This window comes from Sulfuritalea sp., from assembly GCF_017302275.1.
Taxonomy (GTDB): Bacteria; Pseudomonadota; Gammaproteobacteria; order Burkholderiales; family Rhodocyclaceae; genus Sulfuritalea.
This window is the reverse complement of record NZ_JAFLDR010000005.1, coordinates 126,757-153,456: the sequence shown is the minus strand read 5'-3', so window position 1 is coordinate 153,456 and position 26,700 is coordinate 126,757. Positions and strand designations below refer to the sequence as shown.

General features: G+C 66.3%; 28 protein-coding genes, 1 tRNA gene and 1 riboswitch. Of the genes, 20 read left to right on the top strand and 9 right to left on the bottom strand.

What is annotated here, in order from left to right:
* Positions 1-321: 321 nt before the first annotated feature.
* Genes modC through modA form a run of 3 tightly spaced genes read right to left on the bottom strand, consistent with a single transcriptional unit; the run spans position 322 to position 2,848 of the window.
* Entirely contained in the window at positions 322-1,398 is a 1,077-nt protein-coding gene (gene modC / locus J0M27_RS04520) for a molybdenum ABC transporter ATP-binding protein (protein ID WP_294987889.1), read from the bottom strand.
* Positions 1,395-2,069 carry a molybdate ABC transporter permease subunit gene (gene modB, locus J0M27_RS04515; RefSeq protein ID WP_294987887.1) on the bottom strand — a complete coding sequence of 225 codons (675 nt, stop codon included), beginning with the start codon at positions 2,067-2,069 and terminating at the stop codon, positions 1,395-1,397. Before modB ends, modC begins: the two co-directional genes overlap by 4 nt.
* Positions 2,070-2,110: 41 nt before the next feature.
* Entirely contained in the window at positions 2,111-2,848 is a 738-nt protein-coding gene (gene modA, locus J0M27_RS04510; RefSeq protein ID WP_294987885.1) for a molybdate ABC transporter substrate-binding protein, read from the bottom strand.
* A 105-nt stretch (positions 2,849-2,953) separates the two neighbouring features.
* Here modA and J0M27_RS04505 point away from each other — a divergent pair, with 105 nt between their 5' ends.
* Positions 2,954-3,130 carry a hypothetical protein gene (locus J0M27_RS04505; RefSeq protein ID WP_294987883.1) on the top strand — a complete coding sequence of 59 codons (177 nt, stop codon included), beginning with the start codon at positions 2,954-2,956 and terminating at the stop codon, positions 3,128-3,130.
* Here J0M27_RS04505 and J0M27_RS04500 read toward each other — a convergent pair.
* A complete protein-coding gene (locus tag J0M27_RS04500; RefSeq protein ID WP_294987881.1) occupies positions 3,127-3,282 on the bottom strand; it encodes a hypothetical protein in 156 nt (51 codons plus the stop codon). The genes J0M27_RS04505 and J0M27_RS04500 overlap by 4 nt on opposite strands.
* 296 nt (positions 3,283-3,578) lie before the next feature.
* A tRNA-Met gene (locus tag J0M27_RS04495) sits at positions 3,579-3,655 on the bottom strand.
* Positions 3,656-3,728: 73 nt separating this feature from the next.
* A riboswitch (S-adenosyl-L-homocysteine riboswitch) is annotated at positions 3,729-3,803 on the top strand.
* A 56-nt stretch (positions 3,804-3,859) separates the two neighbouring features.
* Between J0M27_RS04495 and ahcY the strand changes: the two genes are divergently transcribed.
* Genes ahcY through metF form a run of 3 tightly spaced genes read left to right on the top strand, consistent with a single transcriptional unit; the run spans position 3,860 to position 6,521 of the window.
* The gene (gene ahcY, locus J0M27_RS04490; RefSeq protein WP_294987879.1) at positions 3,860-5,269 is read left to right on the top strand and encodes an adenosylhomocysteinase; all 1,410 of its coding nucleotides are present in this window, start codon (positions 3,860-3,862) and stop codon (positions 5,267-5,269) included.
* Between the two features lie 31 nt (positions 5,270-5,300).
* Positions 5,301-5,651, top strand: a complete 351-nt coding sequence (locus J0M27_RS04485; RefSeq protein WP_294987877.1) for a phage holin family protein — start codon at positions 5,301-5,303, stop codon at positions 5,649-5,651.
* Positions 5,652-5,681: 30 nt separating this feature from the next.
* Positions 5,682-6,521, top strand: coding sequence for a methylenetetrahydrofolate reductase [NAD(P)H] (gene metF / locus J0M27_RS04480; protein ID WP_294987875.1), 840 nt, complete (start codon positions 5,682-5,684; stop codon positions 6,519-6,521).
* Between the two features lie 6 nt (positions 6,522-6,527).
* On the opposite strand, the gene J0M27_RS04475 is transcribed toward metF, so the two are convergent.
* From J0M27_RS04475 to J0M27_RS04460, 4 genes are all read right to left on the bottom strand, one after another.
* The gene (locus tag J0M27_RS04475; RefSeq protein ID WP_294987873.1) at positions 6,528-8,459 is read right to left on the bottom strand and encodes an ATP-binding protein; all 1,932 of its coding nucleotides are present in this window, start codon (positions 8,457-8,459) and stop codon (positions 6,528-6,530) included.
* Positions 8,456-9,346, bottom strand: coding sequence for an ABC transporter substrate binding protein (locus J0M27_RS04470; RefSeq protein ID WP_294987871.1), 891 nt, complete (start codon positions 9,344-9,346; stop codon positions 8,456-8,458). The genes J0M27_RS04475 and J0M27_RS04470 overlap by 4 nt, the downstream gene beginning before the upstream one ends.
* A gap of 51 nt (positions 9,347-9,397) precedes the next feature.
* On the bottom strand, positions 9,398-11,416 hold the full coding sequence (locus J0M27_RS04465) for a TonB-dependent receptor (RefSeq protein WP_294987870.1): 2,019 nt from the start codon (positions 11,414-11,416) through the stop codon (positions 9,398-9,400).
* Positions 11,417-11,487: 71 nt separating this feature from the next.
* Positions 11,488-13,029: a helicase HerA-like domain-containing protein gene (locus J0M27_RS04460; RefSeq protein ID WP_294987868.1), complete on the bottom strand. Its 1,542-nt coding sequence runs from the start codon at positions 13,027-13,029 to the stop codon at positions 11,488-11,490.
* 80 nt (positions 13,030-13,109) lie between these two features.
* On the opposite strand from J0M27_RS04460, the gene J0M27_RS04455 reads away from it, so the two are divergent.
* The 16 genes from J0M27_RS04455 (at position 13,110) to tolB (ending at position 26,690) form a co-directional block, all read left to right on the top strand.
* On the top strand, positions 13,110-13,835 hold the full coding sequence (locus J0M27_RS04455) for a YebC/PmpR family DNA-binding transcriptional regulator (protein WP_294987867.1): 726 nt from the start codon (positions 13,110-13,112) through the stop codon (positions 13,833-13,835).
* A 1-nt stretch (position 13,836) separates the two neighbouring features.
* Complete coding sequence (locus tag J0M27_RS04450; RefSeq protein WP_294987865.1) at positions 13,837-14,697, top strand: DMT family transporter; 861 nt, start codon at positions 13,837-13,839, stop codon at positions 14,695-14,697.
* Positions 14,694-15,239 carry a crossover junction endodeoxyribonuclease RuvC gene (gene ruvC, locus J0M27_RS04445; RefSeq protein WP_294987863.1) on the top strand — a complete coding sequence of 182 codons (546 nt, stop codon included), beginning with the start codon at positions 14,694-14,696 and terminating at the stop codon, positions 15,237-15,239. Before J0M27_RS04450 ends, ruvC begins: the two co-directional genes overlap by 4 nt.
* The gene (locus tag J0M27_RS04440; RefSeq protein ID WP_294987861.1) at positions 15,239-16,498 is read left to right on the top strand and encodes a hypothetical protein; all 1,260 of its coding nucleotides are present in this window, start codon (positions 15,239-15,241) and stop codon (positions 16,496-16,498) included. The genes ruvC and J0M27_RS04440 overlap by 1 nt, the downstream gene beginning before the upstream one ends.
* Positions 16,495-17,091 (top strand): Holliday junction branch migration protein RuvA, encoded by a 597-nt coding sequence (ruvA, locus tag J0M27_RS04435; protein WP_294987859.1) that lies wholly within the window; start codon positions 16,495-16,497, stop codon positions 17,089-17,091. Before J0M27_RS04440 ends, ruvA begins: the two co-directional genes overlap by 4 nt.
* A 16-nt stretch (positions 17,092-17,107) precedes the next feature.
* On the top strand, positions 17,108-18,169 hold the full coding sequence (gene ruvB / locus J0M27_RS04430) for a Holliday junction branch migration DNA helicase RuvB (protein WP_294987857.1): 1,062 nt from the start codon (positions 17,108-17,110) through the stop codon (positions 18,167-18,169).
* Positions 18,166-19,596 carry a hypothetical protein gene (locus tag J0M27_RS04425; RefSeq protein WP_294987855.1) on the top strand — a complete coding sequence of 477 codons (1,431 nt, stop codon included), beginning with the start codon at positions 18,166-18,168 and terminating at the stop codon, positions 19,594-19,596. Before ruvB ends, J0M27_RS04425 begins: the two co-directional genes overlap by 4 nt.
* Entirely contained in the window at positions 19,563-20,306 is a 744-nt protein-coding gene (locus J0M27_RS04420) for a hypothetical protein (RefSeq protein ID WP_294987853.1), read from the top strand. Before J0M27_RS04425 ends, J0M27_RS04420 begins: the two co-directional genes overlap by 34 nt.
* Before the next feature lie 145 nt (positions 20,307-20,451).
* Positions 20,452-21,924 carry a methyltransferase domain-containing protein gene (locus J0M27_RS04415; RefSeq protein ID WP_294987851.1) on the top strand — a complete coding sequence of 491 codons (1,473 nt, stop codon included), beginning with the start codon at positions 20,452-20,454 and terminating at the stop codon, positions 21,922-21,924.
* Positions 21,925-21,928: 4 nt separating this feature from the next.
* The gene (ybgC, locus tag J0M27_RS04410; protein ID WP_294987849.1) at positions 21,929-22,363 is read left to right on the top strand and encodes a tol-pal system-associated acyl-CoA thioesterase; all 435 of its coding nucleotides are present in this window, start codon (positions 21,929-21,931) and stop codon (positions 22,361-22,363) included.
* Between the two features lie 74 nt (positions 22,364-22,437).
* Positions 22,438-23,259 carry a glycosyltransferase family A protein gene (locus J0M27_RS04405; RefSeq protein WP_294987847.1) on the top strand — a complete coding sequence of 274 codons (822 nt, stop codon included), beginning with the start codon at positions 22,438-22,440 and terminating at the stop codon, positions 23,257-23,259.
* Positions 23,256-23,396, top strand: a complete 141-nt coding sequence (locus J0M27_RS04400; RefSeq protein WP_294987845.1) for a hypothetical protein — start codon at positions 23,256-23,258, stop codon at positions 23,394-23,396. Before J0M27_RS04405 ends, J0M27_RS04400 begins: the two co-directional genes overlap by 4 nt.
* Complete coding sequence (gene tolQ / locus J0M27_RS04395) at positions 23,393-24,070, top strand: protein TolQ (protein ID WP_294987843.1); 678 nt, start codon at positions 23,393-23,395, stop codon at positions 24,068-24,070. Before J0M27_RS04400 ends, tolQ begins: the two co-directional genes overlap by 4 nt.
* 145 nt (positions 24,071-24,215) lie before the next feature.
* Entirely contained in the window at positions 24,216-24,620 is a 405-nt protein-coding gene (gene tolR, locus J0M27_RS04390; RefSeq protein WP_294987841.1) for a protein TolR, read from the top strand.
* Positions 24,621-25,376 (top strand): energy transducer TonB, encoded by a 756-nt coding sequence (locus tag J0M27_RS04385; RefSeq protein ID WP_294987839.1) that lies wholly within the window; start codon positions 24,621-24,623, stop codon positions 25,374-25,376.
* 48 nt (positions 25,377-25,424) lie between these two features.
* Positions 25,425-26,690, top strand: coding sequence for a Tol-Pal system beta propeller repeat protein TolB (gene tolB / locus J0M27_RS04380; RefSeq protein ID WP_294987837.1), 1,266 nt, complete (start codon positions 25,425-25,427; stop codon positions 26,688-26,690).
* Positions 26,691-26,700: the final 10 nt, after the last annotated feature.

Genomic DNA, 26,700 nt, shown 5'->3' with positions numbered 1-26,700 from the left:
ATCTGAGCGAACTGCACACGACCGCACGCAACAAACTCAAGAGCGCTCAAAAGCGCCCCTCGATCATCGCCGCTTGCTGGATGCAGGCTACCTTGTGGTGATGTCATGAATTACGGAAGTCTCAATAGCAGCGTTGCATCGCGCGCCGTGTCGCCGGCGACCGAAGGAAGTCCCTGTGGGCCGCCGACTCTTGACGCCAAGATCCTGCCGCGTACGGCCAAACAGCGATTCCCGCCGGTGGCTACTGGCGGGCGAATGGCGGGTGCTTCGCGACCAATGCGTCGAGGTCCTTCGGCAACGCAAAGCCGAACTCGATGCCACCTAGCCGACCAGCGCCACCGCCTTGATCTGTACCCAGACCTGGCGCCCGGGCGCAAGGTCGAGGCGTTGCGCCGAGCGCCGCGTCAGTCGGCCGAGCAGCAGGGTTTCGCCGACGCGCAACTGCACCAGCACCTGCGAGGGATGGTCCTCGGCGGCATCGGCCTCCACCGTGGCCGGGAGCAGGTTCAGGATGCTGACGTCGTCATGGCGGCTGTTGGCGATCGACACGTCGCGCGCCAGGATACGCACGCGCACTTCGCGCCCGACCGGCGTGCCGTTGTCGCGCACCCAGAGCTCGCCGCCGGCGAACTCCACGCGCGCCAAATGCCATTCGGCATCGCGCTCGGCCACCCGGGCGGCGAACACGGCGCCGGCATCCTCGCCCAGCCGGATCGGCAGGTCGATGCGCGCCAGGGTCTCGGCCAGCGGTCCCTGCGCCACGGCACGGCCCGCGTCCATGACCACGATGTGATCGGCCAGCCGCGCAACCTCGTCGGGGGCATGGCTGACATAGATCAACGGGATGTCCAGCTCTTCGCGCAGGCGTTCCAGCCAGGGCAGGAATTCCTGCTTGCGGGCATGGTCGAGCGAGGCCAGCGGCTCGTCCATCAGCAGCAGGCGCGGCGCCGTAAGCAGCGCCCGGGCGATCGCCACGCGCTGCTGCTCTCCACCGGACAGCCGTTCCGGCATGCGTTCGAGTAGCGGACCGAGGCCGAGCAGGTCGATGATGGCATCGCGCCGCGAAGAGTCGGCGCTGGCAGCACGGCGAAAAGCGCGGCGCCGCCCGTAGTCGAGATTGCGGCGCACGTCGAGATGCGCGAACAGCCGCGCGTCCTGGAACACGTAGCCCAGGGCACGCCGGTGGATCGGCATGAAGCTCGCCTCGTCCTGCCAGGTCTCGCCATTCACCGCTAGCCGGCCGCTGCCGCGTTCCAGCCCGGCCATGCAGCGCAGCAAGGTGGTCTTGCCGCAGCCCGATTGGCCGAACAGCGCCGTGACGCCGCGGCCCGGCAGGTCGAGGTCGACGTCGAGCGTAAATCCCGGCCAGGCCAGCGCGAAGCGGGCGGCGACGCTCACGACTTGCGCCCCCGCGAATTCAGCAGGTAGAGCGCCAGCAGCACGAGGAAGGCGAACGCCACCATGCCGGCGGCCAGGCCATGTGCGGCGGCGTAGTCCATCGCCTCGACGTGGTCGTAGATCTGCACCGAAACCACGCGCGTCTTGTCCGGGATGTTGCCGCCTATCATCAGCACGATGCCGAACTCGCCGACGGTGTGGGCGAAGCCGAGTATCGTCGCGGTGAGGAAGCCGGGCCGGGCGAGCGGCACGGCGACGCTGAAGAAGGCGTCGAGCGGCGAAGCGCGCAAGGTGGCGGCCGCCTCCAGCGGCCGCTCCCCGATGGCCTCGAAGGCGTTCTGCAGTGGCTGCACGACGAAGGGCAGCGAATAAACCACCGAGGCGACCACCAGGCCGCCGAAGCTGAAGGGCAGCAGGCCGATGCCTATCCATTCGGTGAAGCGGCCGACCGGACCGTTCGGGCCCATCAGCAGCAACAGGTAGAAGCCGAGCACGGTCGGCGGCAAGACCAGCGGCATGGCGACCACGGCCGCCAGCGGCCCCTTCCACCAGGAACGCGTGCGCGCCAGCCGCCACGCGATCGGCGTACCGATCAGCAGCAGCAGCAGCGTGGTGACGGTCGCCAGCTTGAGCGTGAGCCAGATCGCGGCGAGGTCGCTTGGAGAAAACATGGCCGGAATGCTACCGCGAGTTTGCGCTGCCAGCGGTGCGATCAGATCTCGTAGCCGTAGCCGCGGATCACTGCACGTGCGCGCTCGCCCTTGAGGAAACTGAGCCAGGCCTCGGCAGCCGCCCTGCCGCGCCCCTTGGCGAGCAGGACCGCATCCTGGCGGATGGTCTGGTGCAGGCTGGCGGGAACCACCCAGGCAGAGCCTTCGCCGAGCCTGCCGTCCTTCATCACCTGCGAAAGGGCGACGAAGCCGAGTTCGGCGTTTCCGCTGGCGACGAACTGGTGGGCCTGGGCAATGTTCTCGGCCTGGACGAAGTTCGGCCGGTTGGCGTCGAGTAGTTTCAGCGCCGTCAGAGCTTCGACAGCGGCGGCGCCGTAGGGGGCTAGCCGCGGATTGGCCAGCGCGAGGTGGCGGAATTCATTGCGCCTGAGCACCTCGCCCTTGTCATCGACATATCCCGCCTTTGCCGACCAGAGCGCGAGGCGGCCGACGGCATAGGTGAAACGCGTGCCATTGATTGCGGCGCCTTCCTTCTCCAGCTTCGCCGGCGTCTCGTCATCGGCAGCGAGTAGCACCTCGAATGGTGCGCCGTTCCTGATCTGGGCGTAGAACTTGCCGGTGGCGCCGAAAGCCAGCACGGCCTTGTGGCCCGTTTCCTTTTCGAAATCAAGGGCGAGCTGCCTGGCCGGGGCGGTGAAGTTGGCAGCGACAGCCACCTGCACCTCATCGGCGCGAGCCAGTGCGGTGACGAACAGCAGGGCAAGCAGCAGAGGTCTCATGATTCCGGTCCGCAGCAGACCAACCGATCGCAGCATTCGGCAAAGCCGGAGAACTTGCAATTCGTCTCTTTCGCCGCTTGGCAGAACCGTTGGTAGAAGAAATCCTTGCACATCATGCCGCCGGCCTTCCTCGGCTCCAACCGCGTTAAGCGGACCCGCATCAGTGCGCGCACGCCCGTCGGCGTGGAACCGGTCGCGGCGGACACCCTGTTGCCGGGGCCGTTGCCGGAACTCGAAAAGCGCAGCAGCTTCGCGCCTCGCCCGGCACCGGAAGTCCGCTAGGCGGAGCGGCCCCAGATTTCCGCCGGAATCCCCACGGTTTGCCCCAGCGCGGCCTTGACCTTGGCCGCGGTCATCGGTATCCGGAAAGTGATGGCGCGAGCGAAACGCTCCCCGGCAAGGCGGTAGAACCAGACACGGCGACGAACCAGCATGATGATCTCCTCGTGGGATGAAAGTGCCTGCCCGAAACAGAGCATAGCCCATGCCGGAACGCGCAAGCGCAAAAAGCCTTGAAGGAAATCACGGACCCCGCCAGCAATGCCGGCAATGGCCGCCGGTATGCGGCAGGGCTTTCTCGAAATCCGAAGGCGTCGCCAGACTCGACACGAGAATTGGCGGAACCGCGACGGCCTCAGCCCATGGGAAACCATCCGGCAGCGTACGTCCGGTGAATTCCAAAGCAATAAGGCCAACCACCGTCAAGTGATTGGCCTTATTGTCTTTTTATTGGTTGCGGGGGCAGGATTTGAACCTGCGACCTTCGGGTTATGAGCCCGACGAGCTGCCAGACTGCTCCACCCCGCGTCAGAGAGCAGCGATTATAGACGGGTTTGCGGCGGTGCGCAACGCAATTCCGGGAAACAGATATAATGTGCGGCTTCCGAGGAGCGCTGCAAGGGTAGTTCCGCATACCCCCCAGGCTCGGACCATTTTCAAACTGCGCTCACCCAACCCGTACCGGGCAAGGGTGAGTTCGCCACCCTCCCGGTCACAGTTCAAGGAGCCATCATGAACGCCGTGACTGAACAAAAAGACTACGCCATTGCCGACCTCGGGCTTGCCGCCTGGGGCCGCAAGGAAATCCGCATCGCCGAAACCGAGATGCCCGGCCTGATGGCGATCCGCGAGGAATTCGCCAAGGCGCAGCCGCTGAAGGGCGCGCGCATCACTGGATCGCTGCACATGACGATCCAGACTGCGGTGCTGATCGAGACGCTGACCGCTCTGGGCGCCGATGTGCGCTGGGCCTCGTGCAACATCTTCTCGACCCAGGACCATGCCGCCGCCGCCATCGCCGCCGACGGCATCGCCGTGTTCGCCGTCAAGGGCGAGACCCTGGTTGATTACTGGGATTACACCCACCGCATCTTCGAATGGCCGGACGGCGGCTACTCGAACATGATCCTCGACGACGGCGGCGACGCCACCCTGCTGCTGCATCTGGGTTCGCGGGCGGAGAAGGACATCGCCGTGCTGTCAGCGCCGACTTCCGAGGAAGAGCGCATCCTGTTCGCCGCGATCAAGGCCAAGCTCGCGGTCGACAAGACCTGGTACTCCTCCCGCCTGGCCCAGATCAAGGGCGTCACCGAGGAAACCACCACCGGCGTGCATCGCCTGTACCAGATGCACGAGCGCGGCGAACTGAAGATCCCCGCGATCAACGTCAATGATTCCGTGACCAAGTCGAAGTTCGACAACCTCTATGGTTGCCGCGAGTCGCTGGTGGACGGCATCAAGCGCGCCACCGACGTCATGATCGCCGGCAAGGTGGCCCTGATCGCCGGCTATGGCGACGTCGGCAAGGGCTCGGCGCAGGCCATGCGCGCGCTCTCGGCCCAGGTGTGGGTCACCGAGATCGACCCGATTTGCGCGCTGCAGGCGGCAATGGAAGGCTTCCGCGTCGTCACCATGGAGTATGCCGCCGACAAGGCCGACATCTTCGTCACCTGCACCGGCAACTACCACGTCATCACCCATGACCACATGGCGAAGATGAAAGACCAGGCCATCGTCTGCAACATCGGCCACTTCGACAACGAAATCGACGTCGCCTCGATCGAGAAGTACCAGTGGGAAGAAATCAAACCGCAGGTCGACCACGTCATCTTCCCCGATGGCAAGCGGATCATCCTGCTGGCCAAGGGCCGCCTGGTGAACCTCGGCTGCGGCACGGGCCACCCGAGCTACGTGATGAGCTCGAGCTTCGCCAACCAGACCATCGCCCAGATCGAGTTGTTCACCCGCAATGCCGACTACCCGGTAGGCGTTTATACGCTGCCCAAGCACCTGGATGAAAAGGTCGCGCGCCTGCAACTGAAGAAGCTCAACGCACAGTTGTCGGAACTGACCGACCAGCAGGCCGCCTACATCGGCGTGCCGAAGACCGGCCCGTACAAGACCAACCAGTACCGCTACTGAGCACCAGCGACGCCACCCGGAACATCCCGCCATGCGCCTGATTGTTGTCTGGCTGATCAACGCCGCCGCACTGCTGGCCCTGCCCTGGCTGCTGCCCTCGATCCACGTCGCGAGTTTCGCGACGGCCCTGGGGGTGGCGCTGGTGCTGGGCCTGATCAACGCGGTGATCCGGCCCTTGCTGCTGTTGCTGACGCTGCCGGTGACGCTGCTGTCGCTGGGCCTCTTCATCTTCGTCATCAACGGCCTGATGTTCCTCCTCGCCGCCTGGCTGCTCGACGGCTTCGTGGTCGATGGCCTGTGGGCAGGCATTCTCGGCTCGACGCTGTACAGCGTCATTTCCTGGCTGCTGACCAAGCTGCTGCCGGGTTCGCCGAAGGCCTGACGGACACCGCGGCCGATACTTTAGGAACGCATGATGAGTATTGAGCTATCCATCGAATTCTTCCCGCCGCATACCGACGACGGCGTGGAAAAGCTGCGCCTCACGCGCCAGCGCCTGGCGGTGCTGAAGCCGGAATTCTTTTCCGTCACCTACGGCGCCGGCGGCTCGACGCGCGAACGCACCCTGGCAGTGGTCAAGGAAATTGCCGCCGAAGGCCACGATGCCGCGCCGCACCTTTCCTGCATCGGCTCCACCCGCGCCGGCATCCGCGAACTGCTGGCCGAGTTCAGCGACAGTGGCATACGGCGCATCGTCGCCCTGCGCGGCGACCTGCCCTCGGGCATGGTCGATGCCGGCGAGTTCCGCCATGCCAACGAGCTGGTCGGCTTCATCCGCGCCGAAACCGGCGACCGCTTCCGCATCGAGGTTGCCGCCTATCCGGAATGGCATCCGCAGGCGAAGAGCCCGCGCGAGGATCTGCTGAATTTCAAGCGCAAGATCGACGCCGGGGCCAACTCGGCGATCACCCAGTACTTTTACAACGCCGACGCCTACGAACATTTCGTCGATGAGGCCATTGCACTTGGCATAATCGTGCCCATCGTGCCGGGCATCATGCCCGTCGCCAGCTTCTCCAAGCTGGCGCGCTTTTCCGACGCATGCGGCGCCGAAATCCCGCGCTGGATGCGGCGCAAGTTCGAAAGCTACGGCGACGATGCGGATTCCGTCCGGGCCTTCGGCCTGGACGTGGTGACCGAGTTGTGCCAGCGCCTAGTCGAATGCGGAGCGCCGGGCCTGCACTTTTATTCGATGAACCAGGCGGGACCCACATTAGAGCTTTGCCGCCGCCTTGAACTGTTGGGCCGCTAGACGAAGCTAGGCGGCAATCGGCAACATCTGCTGCAATGCCGCCCTGAGTCTCCCGGGCGGCAGCGGCTGGCGCAGCAGTGAAAATCCGGCAGCGCGCGCCTCCGCCAGAACCTCTTCGCTGAGCTCCGTTCCGATCAGCAGGACGCCACAGCCTCCGAATTCCCGCTGCAGCTCCTGGGCCACGGCAATGCCGGACACGCGGCCGGGAAGGCGAAGATTGCATATCGCGACATCCGGTGCCGGTTCCGCGCCGCGGCAGCAGCCCAGCGCTTCCTCGCGGTTGGCGGCGAGCATCACGCGAATGCCCCAGCCCGCGATTGCCATCTGCATTCCGGCCCGCACCAGCGGATCACCGTCTACCACCAGCACCGTTCCCGACAGGTGGACCGACGAATCCAGCAACTCGCCGCGTGCCGCATCGATCCCGCCCGACTCGTCGGCGCCTGCCGGCGGAACAACCGGCAACTGGATCCAGAACACGGAACCGCGTCCGGGACGAGAGCGGACACCGAGCGGAACGCCCAGGAGTTCCGCCAGCCGCCGGCAGATCGCCAGTCCCAGTCCCAGCCCCTTGGCGCTGTCACGCTCGATGTTGTCGAGTTGCACATATTCCTCGAAGATTTCCTCGCGCGCATGGTCCGGAATGCCCATCCCGGTGTCCCACACCTCGATCAGCACGGCATCCTTGCGCTGCCGGCAGCTCACTAGCACTCCGCCGCTGCGCGTATAGCGCAAGGCATTGCCGATCAGATTGAGCAGGATGCGTTCGACGATCTTGCGGTCGCTGCGTACCCAGGCCCGGGTCGGCCGCACGCGCAAACGCAGGCCCTTGTCCTTGGCGAGCAATGCGACGTCGCCCACCGCGCGCTCCAGCACCGGGCCGAGGGGGAAACGTTCGATCTCCGGAACCAGGTTGCCGCCATCGAGACGCGAAATGTCCAGGATTGCGTCGAGGAGGTTCTGCAGGGTATTCACACCGGACTGGATACTGGACACCAGTTCCGGTTCGCGTCGCGCCGCGTCGGACTGCGCCAGCGCGGAAACGAAGAGACCCAGTGCGTGCAGGGGCTGACGCAGATCGTGGCTGGCCGCCGCGAGGAAATGCGACTTGGCGATGGTGGCATGCTCGGCCGCCTCCTTCTCGCGCTGCAGTCCTGCGGTGGCCTCCGCAATCCGCGCCCGCAGGTCATCCTGGTTCAGGCCGACGCGCTCCGCCATGTCGTTGATACCGGCTGCGAGCTTGCCCAGGGCGCCGGCCGATCTGCTACCCATTCGCGCCGTCATGTCGCCGGCGCCGATGCGCTCGACCACTTCGTTGGCTTCCAGCAGCGGGCCGGTCACTCCCCGCGCAATGATTCGCGCCAGCCACCCACCAAGCACCGATCCCAGCAAAGCGATCAGGATGCCGATGGCAATCAGGCGCTCGGTCCTGACGGCGACCGCGCGCAACGACATTTCCACCACGACATGACCGACCACGGCGACCGCCGCCGCAGGCAGTATTTGCGCCCCGCCTCCATAGATATCATCCACGGGAACGCTGCTGCGCATCACCGGTTCGATGAACAGCAGCACGCCGGACTCCACCCGATGGCCCTCGATACGCCCAAGCGCGGGCCAGCCGGCGAGATTCAGTTCGCCACTGCGCGCCATGATCGCACCCGTCTCCTGCACGATCGCCGCGCCCCGGACATCAGGATCGATGCGCAAAGCCGATTCGGTCAGAATGGAAAGCCCGGCACGCTGTCCGGCGAAGATGCCGAACTCCGCCGCGCTGGCCATCTGCCGAGCGATCGCCTTGCCACGCGTCTGCAACCCCTGCTCGAGGTCATCGATGGCACGCGACATGAAAAGTATCGTCAGCAGCACGGCGACGAGTGTCACCGGCAGCAGGGCGGAGACGAGCAGGCGCGCGCGCAGGCTCCTTTGCATGCTCATGGACGCTCCTTCTGGCGCAATTGCTCTTCCAGTTGCGGACCATGCAACACGAAGCCGAGCGAGCGCGCCACGTCCAGGCTAACCGACACGACGAAATCGCTTGGCCATTGCGGGGGCGGCAGGTTCCGGCCTGCCAGAGCCTGGCGCAACATTGCGCCACCACGAGTACCGATCTGGACCGGCGTCGAATACACGGCAAGCAGCGCACCGGCCTTCACGTAGGCCGGTGAAAAGCCGACCAGCGGTACCCGACTTCGATAGGCCGTCATCAGTATGTTGGCCGCCGACTTGCTGTTGAATACCGCCGGATCAGGCACGGCGAGCAGCGCTTCGACCTCGGACAGCATAGCCTGCAAGGTCGGGAACAGCCGCTCCGTTTCGGCCTGCGCCACCACCACATTGATGCCACGTTCCTTCGCCGCCTTGTCGAATGCGACGACATGTGCCTTCGATTCGGCGCCCACCAGCATGCCGAGATTGCGTACGTCCGGCAGCGCCAGCCGGATCAGGTCGAGTTGACGCGCCGGCGGCTGGTCGAGGTACACCGCTGAGAGCGTCCCGGCACGCAGGCGGCCGGGATCGGCGATGCGCTCGAAGGCGAAACGCGGCACCAGCAGCGACAGCAGGGGCGGCGGCGTGGCATCGTCGGCGAACAGTTCCTGCATGGCGCGCTGCGCCGTCGCGCCGATTGCGACCACCCACTGCGGTTCCGGTTTGGAACTCGTGAAGCGGGTCCAGTGCGCGACCTGCCAGTCGATGCGCGATGCTGGCGTCCGATCGAGTTCCGCCCGCAAGGCCTGTGCAGCCTCGGCATGCGCGCCGCCGTCTTCCGAAAGGGCGACCCAGACCGAAATCGCTCCCGCCGCCCAGGCCGATCCATATGTCATTAGACATAGGCAGGCGGTCGCGACGAGCTTCGCCAATCGGCCGTGCATTGCCTAAAAATCCAGCCGCAGGTTGACGAAGCCGCGCCGGTTGAAGCGCTGGGTCATCTTGTAGATCTGGTGGCCGCCATTGACCGCTTGCACCGTCGCGCTGACTTCTCCGCGCGTCGCGCCGATGGCGAAGGGCTTGCCCAAGCGCAAGTCGAGCCGGCGCGGCGTATTGATCAGGTCGCCGCCACCGGCCCATTTGAAAGGCGTCGATGCGGTCGAAATCGCGGTGAAGTCGACGTTGCCCGGCAACTTCTGCAACCATGTCAGGGAACTGGAGCGCTCCGGAGCTTCCAGTGCCTCGGCGGCGTTCCAGCCGGCCTTGCTGCGAATCTGCAGCTCGGAAAACATCAGGCGGGTATCCGCCAGCGGTCGCCAATCGAACTGGTATTCGAAGCCATGCAAGCGCGGGCCGGGGCGGTTGACGAAGTCACCGACCGCGACGAATGGCACCGGAACCAGGGCCGGATTGGGCAGATTTCTGCCTTCGACAGCGACGCGGTCGTTCATACGCTCGATGAAGGCGCGCGCGTCGACCTTCAGGTTGATCTCACGAAAGTGTCCCAGGTAGGCGAGTTCCTGACTGATCAGGGTCTCCGCCTTGACCGTGCCGGACGACAGAAATAGCCAGCCGACCCCAGGAATCTGCGCGCCAACGGGTACGAACGCATTGCCCGGGGACAGGTTGAACAGGCGAGTATCGGCGCGCAGTTCGTAGAAGTTCGGTGCGCGCTGCGATCTGCTTGCGCCGGCGCGCAGGGTGTGGTCCGACGTCAGGTGGAAATTGGCCGCCAGGCGGGGCGAAAGGGCGCTGCCGGTGTAGCTGTGGCTTTCATGCATGCCGCTCGCCTGCAACAGCCATTGCTCATGGGGCCGCCATTCCAGCGTGCCAAACGCGCGCCACTGGTGCAGGGAAAGGTCGCCGGCGCCGAAATACAGGGCCGGGGCATGCAGGACTTCATGGCGCCACTCGCCCCCCCATGCGACGCGTACCGCGTCGTTCCAGGCAAAGCTGTGCTGCAGGCCAAGCTCGCTGCGCCGCACGTTGCCGTTGGAATCATTGATCGCGCTGACCGGACCCAGGACCGCGCCGGTCACCAGAGCGCGGTCGGCAAAGGCCTCGCGCTCGTGGCTGAAACGCAGGTCCAGCTTTTCATCGCCCCCCAGCCGCCGTTGCCAGCGCAGCAACGCATGTACTGTAGCCTGACCTATGGTCCGCCGCGGATTGCTGGCGGTGCCGGTGCCGTCGCCGCGCGATATCTCGCCGGCACCGAGCTGGAACATCACGTCGTCGTTCAGCGAGGGCGTCCAGTCGGCACGAAACTGCAATCGTGAAACGCGGCTGTCGTCGTAGATGCCATCGATGCCGCTGTCGCTGCGCCGGGCGGCAACGACCCTGAATCCGGCCTTCTCGTCGCCCCAGCCGACACGGGCGACATTGTCATTGACGCCCCCGTCGCCCCCGGTCAGGGATACCATCGTGCCATGGGTATCGGCCGCATTCCGCGTGACGATGTTGACCACGCCCAGGAAGGCGTTGGCGCCGTATGACGCCGAGTTCGAACCGCGCAGCACCTCGATGCGTTCGATCTCCTCGAGAATGATGCCCCGCAGCCCGAGGTTGGTGTCACCGAACAGGAAAGAGGAGTACAGCGAGCGGCCATCGACATACACCTGCATGCGCGCGCCGTAGGTATCCATGCCGGCGTGGTAGCTCGCCTGCGGGTTGGCACCGCTGCGCGCCGTGTAAAGGAAGCCGGGTACCAGGCGCAGCAGATCGGCGACCTCGCGCGCCCCGGAACGGCGAATCAGGTCGCGGTCGATGACGGTGACCGAGCCCGGCACATCGCGCAATGGCTGGGCCAGGCGGCTGACCGACAACACCACCGGCAACTCGTCGAAATAGTCCTTCTCGGAAACCTGCTGCGCCATTCCCGGCCCGCCGATGAAAGCGAGCACGAGCGGCAGCGCGCGCTGCCATCGCGTGCGCGCGGCGCGCCCGAAGCGAAATGAATATGCCTTCATCGTCGCCGGATTATAGGTGCGAACGTCGCCGGCAGGCGATCCGAAATCCCGCCGAGCTTGCGCGCCGCGGCTCAGCGGCGCCGGCCACCCAGGATGGAACCGAGCACGCCGCGCACGATCTCGCGCCCGACCTGCGAGCCGATGGTGCGTACCACGGTCTTGGCCATCGACTGCGCCAGGCCGTCACGCTGGCCGCCGCGCGGGCCGGTGCTGCCGAACAGCATGTCGCCGAGGCCGCCGAGCAGGCCGCCGCCTTCGGCCGGCGCCTGGGCGGGCGCCGTGCCTGCCGCAGGAGCCTGCATCGCCGTGTCGCCAGCGCCGACTTCTTGTGCCTCGCCCGCGCGTGCGCCCTTGAGTTTCTCGTAGGCCGATTCTCGATCCACCAGCTTTTCGTAAACGCCCGCCACCAGCGATCCCGCCATGGCCGCCTGGCGTTCCTCGGGCGTCATCGGACCGATGCGCGACCCGGGGGCGAGGACGAAGCAGCGCTCGACCACCGTCGGGCTGCCCTTCTCGTCAAGGAAGGACACCAGGGCCTCGCCGACGCCGAGTTCCATGATCGCCGCTTCGGCATCGAATTTCGGATTGGCGCGCAGGGTCTGCGCCGCCGACTTGACCGCCTTCTGGTCGCGCGGCGTGAAGGCGCGCAGCGCATGCTGCACGCGATTGCCCAGCTGGCCGAGCACCGTGTCGGGGATGTCGAGCGGGTTCTGCGTGACGAAGTAAACGCCGACACCTTTGGAGCGGATCAGGCGCACCACCTGCTCGACCTTTTCCAGCAGCGCCGGCGGCGCATCGTTGAACAGCAGGTGGGCCTCATCGAAAAAAAAGGCCAGCTTGGGCCTCGGCAGGTCGCCCGCTTCCGGCAGCTGCTCGAACAGCTCGGCCAGCAGCCAGAGCAGGAAGCAGGCATAGAGGCGCGGCGAATTCATCAGCTTTTCGGCGGCCAGCACGTTGATCACGCCCTTGCCATCCACCGTCTGCATCAGGTCCTGGATGTCGAGCATGGGCTCGCCGAAGAACTTGTCGCCGCCCTGCTCCTCCAGTGTCAGCAGGCCGCGCTGGATGGCGCCGATCGACGCCGCCGAGACATTGCCGTACTCGGTCTTGAACTGCGCCGCGTTGTCGCCGACGTATTGCACCATGGCGCGCAGGTCCTTGAGGTCGAGCAGCAGCAGGCCCTGGTCGTCGGCGATCTTGAACACCAGTTGCAGCACGCCCGACTGCGTATCGTTGAGGTTGAGCAGGCGCGCCAGCAACAGCGGCCCCATGTCGGATACCGTGGCCCGCACCGGGTGGCCGGCCTCGCCGAACACATCCCAGAACACCACCGGGTTGGCGCGCGGCTGCCAGTCCGTGACGCGCATTTTTTCGAGCCGCGCCTTGAGCTTGTCGGAGGCGACGCCGGCGGCGCCGAGACCCGAAAGGTCGCCCTTGGCATCGGCGAGGAACACCGGCACGCCGGCCAGCGACAGTTGCTCCGCGACCCGCTGCAGGGTCACCGTCTTGCCGGTGCCGGTGGCGCCAGTGATCAGGCCATGGCGGTTGGCCAGTTGCGACAGCAGGACGAGTTCGATCTCGCCGCTCTTGGCGATGGGCAGGGCTTGGGCCATGGCTGGGATTCCCCCGGATGTTAAAATTGCAATTCTAAGTGACAACAACGCGGCAACGCCGCGCAACCAGGGAAACGACTATGGCCGGACATTCCAAATGGGCCAACATCCAGCACCGCAAGGGGCGCCAGGACGCCAAGCGGGGCAAGGTCTTCACCAAGCTGATCAAGGAAATCACCGTCGCCGCGAAGATGGGCGGCGGCGACCCCGGCGGCAACCCGCGCTTGCGCCTAGCGATCGAAAAAGCCAAGGCGCAGAGCCTGCCCAAGGACAACATGGACAACGCCATCAAGCGCGGCACCGGCCAGCTCGAAGGCGTCAATTACGAAGAAATCCGCTACGAAGGCTACGGCATCAACGGCGCCGCGGTGATGGTGGATTGCCTCACCGACAACAAGACCCGCACCGTGGCCGAGGTGCGCCACGCCTTCGCCAAGCACGGCGGCAACCTCGGCACCGACGGCAGCGTGGCCTTCCTGTTCACCCATTGCGGGCAGATGATCTTCGCCCCCGGCACCGACGAGGCGAAGCTGATGGACGCGGCGATCGAGGCCGGTGCCGACGACGTGGTGGGCAACGAGGACGGCTCGATCGAGGTGATCACGCCGCCCAACGATTTCGCCAACGTCAAGGACGCGCTGGAAAAGGCCGGCTTCAAGCCGGAATTCGGCGAAGTCACGATGAAGCCGCAGAACGAAACCGAATTCGCCGGCGAGGACGCGCTGAAAATGCAGAGACTGCTCGACGCACTGGAATCCCTGGATGACGTGCAGGAGGTCTACACCACCGCCGTGATCGACGAATAGCGTGTCATCGTCGCCCGTGCTCCGCTTCGCCCCGCTGCTCTTCGTCATACTCTGGAGCACCGGATTCATCGGCGCCAAGTACGGCCTGCCGCACGCCGAGCCGCTCTCCTTCCTGCTGGTCCGCTACCTGCTGGTGGTTTCGCTGATGACCGTGATCGCGCTGGCAATGCGTGCGCCCTGGCCGAAGGATGGGCGGCAGTGGTTCCACATCGGGGTTTCCGGCCTACTGGTGCATGCGATCTATCTGGGCGGCGTCTTCGTCTCGATCTCCAAGGGCCTGCCGGCCGGTGTCGCCAGCCTGGTGGTCGGCATCCAGCCGCTCTTGACCGCGGTGGGCGCCGGCTGGCTGCTCAACGAAGCCGTGCTGGCCCGGCAATGGCTGGGTCTGGTGCTGGGTTTCGTCGGCGTCGCCATGGTGGTCTCGGGCAAGATCGGCAGCGGCTTCGGCCTCGACGCGCTGTGGCCGGCGCTGGCGGCACTCGCCGGCATCACTGCCGGCACGCTGTACCAGAAGCGCTTCTGTCCCAGCTTCGACTGGCGCACCGGCGCCATCGCGCAGTTCCTGCCAACCGCCGTGGCGACGGGGATCGTGGTAGGCCTGTCCGACAATTTCCGCGTCGAATGGGCACCCGATTTCATCTTCGCCCTGGCCTGGCTGGTGCTGGTGCTATCGCTGGGAGCGATCTCCCTGCTCAACATGCTGATCCGCAAGGGCACGGCGGTGAACCTCGCCAGCCTGTTCTACCTGGTGCCGCCGTGCACCGCGCTGATCGCCTGGTTCCTGTTCGACGAGCGCCTGGCCGGCATGGCGCTGGCGGGCATGGCGCTGGCGGTATGGGGCGTGTATCTTGCTCGCAAATGAACGCGACTGCGGCCACATCCTTGCGCATTCTGGGTATTGATCCGGGATTGAGAAGCACCGGGTTTGGGATCATCGACAAGACCGGCAGCCAGCTCGCCTACGTCGCCAGCGGCTGCATCAGGACAGATGTCGAGAACACCCTGCCGCAACGCATCAAGACCCTGCTCGATGGAATCACCGAGATCATCGCCACCTACCAGCCGCGGCAGGCGGCGGTCGAAATCGTCTTCGTCAATGTCAATCCGCAATCCACGCTGCTGCTCGGCCAGGCACGCGGCGCGGCGGTGGCCGCGCTGGTGACGGCCGACCTGCCGGTGGCGGAATACACCGCGCTGCAAGTCAAGCAGGCCGTGGTCGGCCACGGCAAGGCGGCCAAGGAACAGGTGCAGGCCATGGTCGCGCGCCTGCTCGGGCTGCCGGGCACACCCAGCGCCGACGCCGCCGACGCCCTGGCCTGCGCCATCGCCCACGCCCACGGCGGGCAGGGCATGGGCGGGCTGGCGACGCTGGGCAGGCGTGTGCGCGGCGGGAGGTTGCTGTAGTGGATGGGGATACACCAGGCGCAGGGCACGGCACGGCAACCCGGCCGGCCGTGATGTACGCTTGGGAGTTCGGCGCGAACCTCGGGCATGTCGGCACCTTCCTGCCGGTGGCAAGGGAACTGCGCCAGCGCGGCATGGACGTGCATTGGGCGGTGACGCAACCCCACCAGGCGGTTCGCCTGCTGCCCGAATCCGGCTTTGCCTGGCTGCAGGCACCGGTCATGCCCGAGCAGCCGCGCCCGGGCCCGCCGATCAATTACGCCGACATACTGCTGCGCTTCGGCTATGCCGATCCCCGGGACCTGCTCGGCCTGGTCGTCGCCTGGCGCGAACTGCTGCGGCTTTCCGACAGTTCGCTGCTGCTTGCCGACCACGCGCCGACCGCCATCCTCGCCGCGCGCACGCTCGGCAAGCCGGCCATGATTTTCGGCAGCGGCTTTTTCACCCCGCCGCAGATCCATCCGACCCCCAACATGCGGCCCTGGTCACCCGTCGCGGACGAGCAACTCGCGGGCGCCGACCGCCTTGCGCTGGGGAGCGTCAACGCGGTGCTGGCGAACTTCGGGAAGCCGCCGCTGGAGTATTTTGCCCGGCTCTTTTGCGTTGCCGAGGACAGCCTGCTGAGCTTCCCCGAACTTGATCATTACCCCCAACGTGGTCCGGCGCGCTACTGGGGCATGCTGCCCGCCGCGGTGGCCGAGGACAGCGACTGGCCGGCGGTGCCCGGTCCCCGCGTGTTCTCCTACCTGCGTGCGGACACCCTGCACCTCGAGGCGGCATTGCAGGCGCTGCATGCGCTGCGAGGCAGCGTGCTGATCTACGCGCCGAACCTGCCGGCCACGCTGGTCGCCCGCTACGCCGCGCCCCACCTTGCCTTCTCGCCGCGCCCGGCGGACCTCAAGAAGGTCGCGGCCCAGGCCGATGCCGCCCTTACCTATGCCAGCGCGGCGGCGACCGTGGCCTTCCTCATGGCCGGCAAGCCGGTGCTCATGATGCCCGGCCACCTGGAGCAGTACCTGTTCGCGAAACGGGTGGAAAACATGGGTGCCGGCCTGGTCCAGCATCCCGAACAGCCTCCCACCGAGCTTGCCGCGATGCTCCAGCGCGTGTTGCAGGAACCCGGCCTCCGCCAGAATGCGCTGGCCTTCGCCCGGAAGTACGCCAACTTCGACCAGAATGCGGTGATCGGCAACATCGCATCGCGTATCCAGGAGCTGGCGCTCGGCACCGCTCCATCCCGCCCGGAGACGACCCCATGATCGGACGCATCAGCGGCATCCTCGTCGAAAAGAACCCTCCCGCCATCACCGTCGACGTCCATGGCCTCGGCTATGAAATCGACGTGCCGATGAGCACCTTCTACAACCTGCCGGCCAGCGGCGAAAAAGTGACGCTGCATACCCACCTGATCGTGCGCGAAGACGGCCACTTCCTCTACGGCTTCGCCTCGGAAGGAGAACGCGCGGCCTTTCGCCAGTTGCTGAAGATCTCCGGCATCGGCGCGCGCACGGCGCTGGCGGTGCTCTCCGGCATGTCAGTGGCGGAACTGGCGCAGGCGGTCACCCTGCAGGAAGCCGGACGGCTGACCAAGGTACCGGGCATCGGCAAGAAAACCGCCGAACGCCTGCTGCTGGAACTGCGCGACCGGTTGCCGAAGACGCTCGCCGTCGGCGGCGCAAGAGTCGGCGCTGGCGACACGGCGGCGGATGCCGCTTCCGACATCATGAATGCGCTGTTGGCGCTGGGCTACAACGAGCGCGAAGCGGCTTCGGCCATGAAGGGGCTGGCGCCCGATGCGTCGGTGGCGGATGGCATCCGCGCCGCGCTCAAGCTGCTGTCGAAGACCGGCTGAGGGTTAAACTCGCGTCATGACAATCCAGACCGACAAATTCGCCGCCGCCGAGCCCGAGCGCCTGATCTCGGCGGGCAAGGAATCGAACCAGGAAGACGTGCTGGAGCGCGCGCTGCGGCCGCGCAAGCTCGCCGATTACGTCGGCCAGCAGAAGATCCGCGGACAGCTGGAAATTTTCATCGAGGCGGCCAAGCGCCGTTCGGAATCGATGGACCACGTGCTGCTGTTCGGCCCGCCGGGGCTGGGCAAGACCACGCTGGCGCACATCATCGCGCACGAGATGGGGGTCAACCTGCGCCAGACTTCGGGCCCGGTGCTGGAACGCGCCGGCGACCTCGCCGCGATGCTGACCAACCTCGAACCGCACGACGTGCTGTTCATCGACGAGATCCATCGCCTCTCGCCGGTGGTCGAGGAAATCCTCTACCCGGCCCTCGAAGACTTCCAGATCGACATCATGATCGGCGAAGGGCCGTCGGCTCGCTCGGTCAAGCTCGACCTGCCGCCCTTCACGCTGATCGGCGCCACCACGCGCGCCGGCATGCTGACCAACCCGCTGCGTGACCGCTTCGGCATCGTTGCCCGGCTTGAGTTCTACACGCCCGAGGAACTCGCTCTGATCGTGCGCCGCTCGGCGCACTTGTTGAATTGCGACATTGTCGAGGAAGGCGCGACGGAGATTGCCAAACGCTCGCGCGGCACGCCGCGCATCTCCAACCGCCTGCTGCGTCGGGTGCGCGATTTCGCCGAGGTCAAGGCCGACGGCAGGATCACGCGCGCCGTCGCCGATGCGGCGCTGACCATGCTCGACGTGGACCACCTCGGCCTCGACGTGATGGACCGCAAGCTGCTCGGCGCCATGCTGGAAAAGTTCGGCGGCGGACCGGTCGGCGTAGACAATCTCGCGGCCGCCATCGGCGAGGCGCGCGACACCATCGAGGACGTGCTGGAACCCTACCTGATCCAGCAGGGCTACCTGCAACGCACGCCGCGCGGGCGGGTCGCGACACCGAGCATCTGGCGCCATTTCGGACTCGAATCCGCAGTCAAGGGCAGCGGGGAACTGTGGCAGGAATGACCGGGCTGCGCACGACGGTCAATTCTTTCGACTTGTTCGATACGCTGCTCGCACGCAAATGCGTCGATGCGCAGGGGATCTTTACCATCATCGAGCGCGCCTTCGGCGCCAGCGGCTTCGCCGCCGCCCGCCGCGCGGCGGAATTGCGGCTCGCCGAAATCCGGCCGGCGTTCGACATCCACGACATCTACACCCTGCTGGTGGACAGCGGCACCCTGACCCGTGCCGATGCCGCGCGCCTGCTGGTGGCGGAGATCGACGCCGAATTCGACAATGCCGTTCCCGTCGCGGAAAACCTGCGGCGCGTGCGCGAAGGCGACCTGGTCATTTCGGACATGTACCTGCCGCCGGAGGTTCTGCGCCGCCTGCTGCAGCACGTCGGGCTGCGTACCCACGTGCAGCTCTACGTCAGCAACCTTGGCAAGCATTTCGGCCGCATCTGGCCGGAGCTCGCATCGCGCTGGATCATCGCGACCCACGTCGGCGACAACCTGCATTCCGACGTTGAAACCCCGCGCCGGCACGGCATCCCGACCATCCACTACACCGGCACCCAGCCCAGTCGCGCCGAATCCATGGTCGCCGGCAATGGCTTTCGCGCGCTGGCGCGGATCATGCGCAGCCTGCGCCTGCGCAATCCCCACGACGCCGGCAACCCGGCGCATGAACTGTGGCGGCATGCCTGCCAGTTCAACCTGCCGCTGCTGGTCTTCCTGACGCATATGCTGCGTACGCGACGTGACGCCGCCGGGGCGAAAAAGATCCTGTTCAGCGCGCGCGACTGCTACCTGGCAGCGGACATCTTTTCCACCCTGTTTCCCGGCGAAGCGTCCGAATACATCCACGTCTCGCGCGACGCGCTGTCCAGCGGCGGCACGGCGGAACGCGACTACCTGCTGCAGCGCGGCCTGCGCGACAGCCTGGTGTGCGACATCGCCGCCACCGGCAGTTCCTGGCACGGCTTCGCCCATCGCCACGATATCCGGGTACGGCTGTTTGCCCTGATATTCATCGACAACTGGCCGCTGGCCCGCGTCGCGCCGCAGGAGGTGGTCGCTTCCGACAAGCTGGATTTCGGCTTCGCGCTGCGCTCGTCGGCGCTGAATCCCTATTCGCCCGGCATCGAAGTGCTCAATCCGGCGCCGCATGGCACTACGCTAGGCGTGGACCCGACCGGCGCTTTCTTCAGCCCGCGCCTTTCGCCATCGAGGGAGCTCGATCCACAACTGGTGGCGGTGCTGCTCCAGTGCCACACGGCGACGCTTGCCATGCTGCGCCAGGATCGCACCGAACTGGTGGCGGAAATGGCGACACCGCCCGCCACGACGATGACCAACCTGGCCGAGGCGATTTCCGCCTCGGCCCTGCTCACATCACTTGGAAAGCAACTGCAATGGCTCCCGAGCTCTGGCCCGACGACGAACTGACGCGACTGGCCAACCGCTATTGCAGCGACAAGGGCACGACCTACAACTGCGCCCACGGCTACACCCGCGTTTACCAGGCGCTGCTGGCGCCCTTGCGCGAGGCGCCCTTGCGAATGCTGGAGATCGGCCTGGTGCACGGCCAGGTCCAGGCCGAACGCCCGCAGGACATCGACCAGCTCGCCTGCCCGAGCCTGCGCATGTGGTCGGATTACCTGCCCCGGGCCGAAATCCACGGCCTCGACATCGTCGACTTCTCGCGCTTTTCCAACGAACGTGCGCGCGTATGGCAGGCCGACCAGGGCAACCGGGGCGAACTGGACGCGGTGGCGGCGAAGGTCGGCAGCAAGTTCGATATCATCATCGACGACGGCAGCCATGCCTCGCACCACCAGCAGATTTCCCTGGCGATCCTGTTCCGGCACCTGGCAGACGGCGGGCTCTACATCGTCGAGGACCTCCATTACCAGCCGGCCGGGCTCGAATTGCCGAACATCACGCTCACCCGCGACTTCCTCCGCGGGCTTCCGGAACGAAGGCCCGGAATGCGGCTGGCGCTGGACCAGGCCGACTACGCCTACCTGGTCGAACATGTGCAGTCGATCCGGTTCTTCGACAGCATTTCCCCGCGCTGGCCGCTGGCGGTTACCGCCGACGCGCTGGCGGTGATCCGCAAGACGGGGCACCATCCGGTGATCCCGGCCGGCTATTGAGGCGCTCCCGCAAAGGTCGACGCATGAACATGCTTATCTTCCCGGTCCGCATCCGACATGAATCCCCGGCGCGAGTGGAGCCCTGCGTGGCTCGAAAGCCGGCGCCCCACATGGGCTTCCTTCGGTCGCTGGCGACACGGCAACCATGGGCTCACTGACCAAGATCGCCTTCATCGTCACCTGCAAGGGTCGCCTGCATCACCTGCGGCAGTCGCTGCCGCTGCTCGCGCGCCAGCCCGGCGCGGAATGCGTGGTGGTCGATTACGACTGTCCGGACCAGACCCGCCTGTGGGTCGCGGAACACTTTCCTGCCGTTCGCGTCGTCCATGTCAGGGACGCGCCGTTGTTCAGCGCCTCGCGTGCCCGCAACCTGGGCGCCCGCGCCGCCACCGCACCGTGGCTGTGCTTTATCGATGCCGACATCCTGATCGCGGACGAATTCGCGGCGACGCTCGCACCCCTGCTGCGCGAGGGTTCCTACTATCGCCCGCAACCGGTCGCCTGGGAGCAATGGGGCATGCATCTGTGCGCCCGCGCCGATTTCGAGCGCATCGGCGGCTACGACGAGGTCCTGGCTGGCTGGGGCAGCGAAGACAACGACATCTATCTCCGGCTCGAAAGGCTCGGCCGGCGCCCGGCGCCCTTTCCGGGGCGGCTGATTTCCTCGCTGCCGCATGGCGACGAAGAGCGCACCCGCTTCCACGAGGTCCGCGACCGGTGGGTCAACCAGCGGATCAATGCGATCTACCTGCAGGTCAAGTACGACCTCGTGCGCCAACTGGGTCCCGCTGCGCTCGGACAGGAAATGCGGCAGACGATTTATGCCGAAGTCCGCCGCACGGTGTTGCAGGATGCCGCGCAAGGCGTGGCGACCTCCCGCTTCGAGGTAAGGCTGCCCGACGGCGCGGAGGCCAGGCTGATGCCCGGCTGGGCTATGACCCGCCGCCTGGTCTACGAAATGGCGCCCGTGCCCGGGGCCCCGTCGGCTGGCTTGCCGGCGCAGAAGGCGGCCGGCGATTACCTGGCCGCGCATGCGACGCGCAAGCTGCACATCGGCTGCGGCGACCATCTGCTCGAGGGCTGGCTCAACACCGACCTGCGACCCCGGGTGCCGGGTGTCCTGCCGCTCGACGCAACCCGTCCACTGCCCTTTCCCGACCAGAGCTTCGACTACATATTCAGCGAACATCTCATCGAACACATGGCGTATGCGCAGGGCCGCGATCTGCTCGCCGAATGCCGGCGCATCCTCCGTCGCGGTGGCACAATGCGGCTCGCGACGCCGGACTTCGCCTTCCTGGTCGACCTCTACACGCCGGAGAAATCCGCGCTCCAGCAAGCCTACCTGGACTGGTCGAAGCAGCGTTTCCTGCCCTGGGCTCCGGCTGCCGAGGACATCTATGTGATCAACAATTCGGTACGCGACTGGGGCCACCAGTTCATCTACGACGACAAGGCCATGCGCCACGCGCTGGCTGCCGCCGGCTTTTCGAACATCGTGCGCTGCCCGCTGATGACGAGCCGGATCGAGGAGCTGTGCGGACTGGAAAACGAGGAGCGCATGCCGCCAGGATTGCTTGCGCTGGAAACCATGGTTTTCGAGGCCGACAGGGACTGATGCGATGAAACACACCGCGCCGGCAAAGCCGATCCACAGCTTGGCGCTGCGCGTCTATTACGAAGACACGGACGCCGCCGGCATCGTGTATTACGCAAACTACCTGCGCTACATAGAGCGCGGACGCACCGAATTTCTGCGCGCCCTGGGACACGACCAGAACGTGCTCATGAAGGAAGGCGTGGCGTTCGCGGTGCGTGCCGTCAGCGCCGACTACCTCAAGCCGGCGGTCCTCGACGACCTGCTGACCATCGAAACCGCGGTCGCCTCGCTGGGCCGGGCACAGATGGTCTTCGTCCAGCGCGTCCTGCGCGGCACGGAATTGCTGCTCGAGGCCAAGGTCCGCGTCGCCTGCATCGACCCGGTGCGGGGCAAGCCGATTCGCATGCCGGATGCGATCCTGGATCAGGTTTCCGCCCTGCTGGACGCGGCGTCATGACCGCAAGCCGGTCGCGCATGAAGAACCGGTCGCGTCGCGCGCGACCCGCGGGCTGAAGGGCGGCGGGCCACGCCATGCCGGCAATGAGCTTCGTCACCACCTGCAAGGGGCGCCTCGACCACCTGCGACAAACCCTGCCACGCATGGTGGCGCAGCCCGATTCCGAATGCATCGTGGTCGACTACGACTGTCCCGACGGCGCCGCGGACTGGGTAAGCGCCAACTACCCCGGGGTGAGGCTGCTGCGGGTCACCGACGCGCCGGTGTTTCACAAATCCCATGCGCAGAACCTGGGCGCCGCGATCGCCGGCGCCCCCTGGCTATGCCTGGTCGATGCCGACATCCTGGTCGGCGACGCCTTCATGGCAAGCGCTTTGCCCCTGCTCGGCAGCGGCCGCTATCTGCGCCCGCAACCCGTCAGCTTCGGCGCCTATGGCAGCTTCGTCTGCGCACGGCAGGACTTCGCGGCCGTCGGGGGCTATGACGAGGCATTCGAAGGCGTCAGCTACATGGACGACGACCTGTATGTCCGCCTCGAAATGGCCGGCGTGCGCGCGGCCGGCTTTCCCGGCGAACACTTCACGGCAATCGACCACGATCACGAGTTGCGCACCCGGCATTACGAGATCAAGGACCGCCCGCTGAACCATCGGATCAACTTCTGTTACGCCAACATCAAGCACGATCTCATGCGACATGCCGGCGGCGACCTGCCCCTCGATAGCCGTCGCGCGATTTACGCGGAGGTGAAACGGGTGGTCCTGGCACAGGCCAGGGAAGGCACCGGCAGCGCGCATCTGGAGGTAAGCCTGCCGGTGAGTTCCAGCGTCCCGCAACGCTACGCCTGGGAGGTCCGGCGCAAGTGGATCTTCGACCTGGTCGAGGCAAGACCTTGAACGTCGCCTTGCTCATTCGCGCCCCGCTTGGTGCGAAAATACGCGTCGCCTGCATCGATCCGGTGCGGGGCGGGGCGATTCCGATGCCGCGCGCCATCCACCGACAACCGTCCGCACTGCAGGAAGCCCCGCAATGAACGTGACCCAAGACCTTTCCATCATCGAACTCATCCTCCACGCCAGCCTGGTGGTCAAGTTGGTGATGCTGCTGCTGACGCTCGTTTCGCTGACGTCCTGGTACTGGATCTTCCGCAAGGCCTTCGCCATTCGCGACGCGCGCAGCAAGACGGACAAGTTCGAGCGCGACTTCTGGAGCGGCGGCGACCTCAACGCGCTCTACCAGAGCGCCGTCAATGACCGCCACCACAGCGGCGCGCAGGAACGCATCTTCGAGGCCGGCTACCGCGAATACAGCAAGCTGCGCGGGCAGAAGGTGCTTGATTCGACCGCCGTGGTCGATGGCGCGCGGCGCGCCATGCGCGCCACCTACCAGCGCGAGATCGACGACCTCGAAGCGCACCTGGCTTTCCTCGCCTCGGTTGGCTCGGTCTCGCCCTACGTCGGCCTGTTCGGCACGGTGTGGGGCATCATGCACGCCTTCCGCGGCCTGGCCAACATGAGCACCGCCACGCTGTCGGCGGTCGCCCCGGGCATCGCCGAGGCGCTGGTCGCCACCGCCATCGGCCTGTTCGCCGCGATCCCGGCCGTGATCGCCTACAACCGTTTCGCCCACGACGTCGACCGCCTCGCCGTGCGCTTCGAAAGCTTCATGGAAGAATTTTCCAACATCCTGCAGCGGCAGATGCGATGAGGGTTTCCGTGCTTGAAATCGCCGCGTCCAGCGGCGCAAAAATAGTCACCCCCTTTCCCGGAAAGGGGGATGGGGGGATTGCCCAGCAGTGGGTCATGAGTCGCCTTTGTCTCATTGAGCTTTGCCAATGAGACAAAGGCGACTCATGAACGAGATCAACGTCGTTCCCTACATCGACGTGATGCTGGTGCTGCTCGTCATCTTCATGGTCACGGCACCGATGATCCAGACCGGCAGTGTCGACCTGCCCAGCGTCGGCAAGAGCAGCCAGCCGCCGGTGGCGCCGCTGGAAGTCATCATCAAGGCCGACGCCTCGCTGGCCATCCGCGATCGCGCCAGGGGCGGCGCCGAACAGATGGTGGCGCGCGCCGACCTGGCGGCCAGGATCCGCCGGGCGCAGGCCGCCAATCCCCAGCAGGCGGTGCTGATCGCCGGCGACAAGAGCGTCAGGTACGAAGCGGTGCTGGCCGTCATGGACGAACTGCAGCGCCAGCAGGTAACGAAGATCGGGCTCCTCGTGCAGCCGGTGATGGCTCAGCAGGTGAAGTAATTGAGCAAGGATTCCCCGCTCCGGCCGCCGGCCAACAAGGCCGGCAAACGCATTTCCTTCGCGCTGGCGATCGCCGTGCATCTGGTGCTGGCCGGCTTCCTGTTCTACGGCGTGCGCTGGCAGACCAAGTCCACCGACGCGGTGGAAGTCGAGCTGGTACGTGCCGTGCCCGCACCGGCCCCGGCCGCGCCGATTGCCGTGCCACCAGCGCCGACTCCCGAGCCGGCGCCAACACCGGTCCCGGTGCCGGAACCGAAGCCGCTGCCGCCGCCGCCCAAGCCGGACATCGCGATCAAGGAAAAGGAGAAGCCCAAGCCGCCGCCGAAACCGGAGCCGGTACCCGCGCCGGCGCGCGTCGACCCGTTCCAGGAACAGCTCAAACGCGAGGCGGAACAGCTCACGCAGCGCAAGCAGGTCGACAGTGCCGCGCAGGAGCTGGCGCAAATGAAGGCAAGCCAGGCCGCCGCCTCGCGCAACAAGGCGATGGCCGACTACCTGGGCCGCATCCGCGGCAAGATCCGCGGCAATATCGTGGTACCGCCCGAGGTCAAGGGCAACCCCGAAGCCGTGTTCGACGTCACGCAGTTGCCCAGCGGCGAGATCGTCACCGTGCGCCTGAAGCGCTCCTCCGGCCATACCGCGCTGGATGCCGCCATCGAACGCGCCATCCTCAAATCGAACCCGCTACCCAAGCCGGAACCGGCCGACCTGTTTTCGCGGTCGCTCGAACTGCGCTTCAAACCCCTGGTTGATTGAAGCTCCCCCCGGCGAGGGGGCGGAAAGCCAGGCGTTATAATTCCCGCGATGAAATCCCATCGTCTGATTCCCGCCTGCGCCGCCCTGATGTTCTCGCTCGCAGCGCATGCGCAGCTCACGGTCGAGATCACCGGTGCCGGGACGAACCGCCTGCCGGTGGCGATCGCCGATTTCACCGGCGAGCGAATCGTCGCCCAGGCCCTGACCTCGGTGGTGCGCGCCGACCTGGAACGCAGCGGCCTGTTCCGCCTGGTCGATGCCGGCAGCCCGCTGGCCGACAGCGCCACGCCGCCCTTCGACGACCTCAAGGCACGCGGTGCCGATGCCGTGGTCGGCGGCAGTGTCACCGGCATGGAGCAGGGCCGTTACGAAACCCGCATGCGCCTGTCCGACGTGCAGAAGCAGGCGATACTGGGCAATCCGGCCTTCCTTCACACCGGTGCGCAACTGCGCGCGACGGCGCATCGCATCGCCGATTATGTCTATGAGAAGCTCACCGGCGAGCCGGGCGTGTTCTCGACGCGCATCGCCTACGTGGTGAAGAGCACCGGGCGCTACGAGCTGAAGATCGCCGACGCCGACGGCAGCAACGACCAGGCCGCGCTGGCCTCGCGCGAGCCCATCATCTCGCCGACCTGGTCGCCGGATGGCGGCAAGCTGGCCTACGTCTCGTTCGAGGCCAAGAAGCCGGTGGTCTATGTCCATGACCTGGCCAGCGGCCGGCGCCATGTCGCCGCCAACTTCAAGGGTTCCAACTCGGCGCCCGCCTGGTCGCCCGACGGCAAGCAACTGGCCGTGGTGCTGACCAAGGACGGCTCGTCGCAGCTCTACGTGGTCAACGCCGACGGCAGCGGCGTGACGCGCATCGCCACTTCCTCCGGCATCGATACCGAACCGCGCTGGTCGCCCGACGGCCAGCACATCTATTTCACCTCGGACCGCGGCGGCAGCCCGCAGATCTACCGCATCGCAACGTCCGGCGGCAACGCGGAGCGCGTCACCTTCGAGGGCAGCTACAACGTCACGCCACGCCTGTCCCCGGACGGCAAGAGCCTGGCCTTCATCGCCCGGAACAGCGGCCGCTTCCAGCTGGCGCTGATGGACCTGGCGACCAGGCAGACGATGATCCTCACCGATTCGGCCAAGGACGAGTCGCCCAGCTTCGCGCCCAACGGCCGCATGATCCTCTATGCCACCGAAATCGGCGGGCGCGGCGTGCTGGCGGCGGTCTCCAGCGACGGCCGCGTCAAGCAGAAGCTCTCCGTGCAGGCCGCCGACGTGCGGGAACCCGCCTGGGGTCCGCTGGTCCGATAGGTCTCGACAG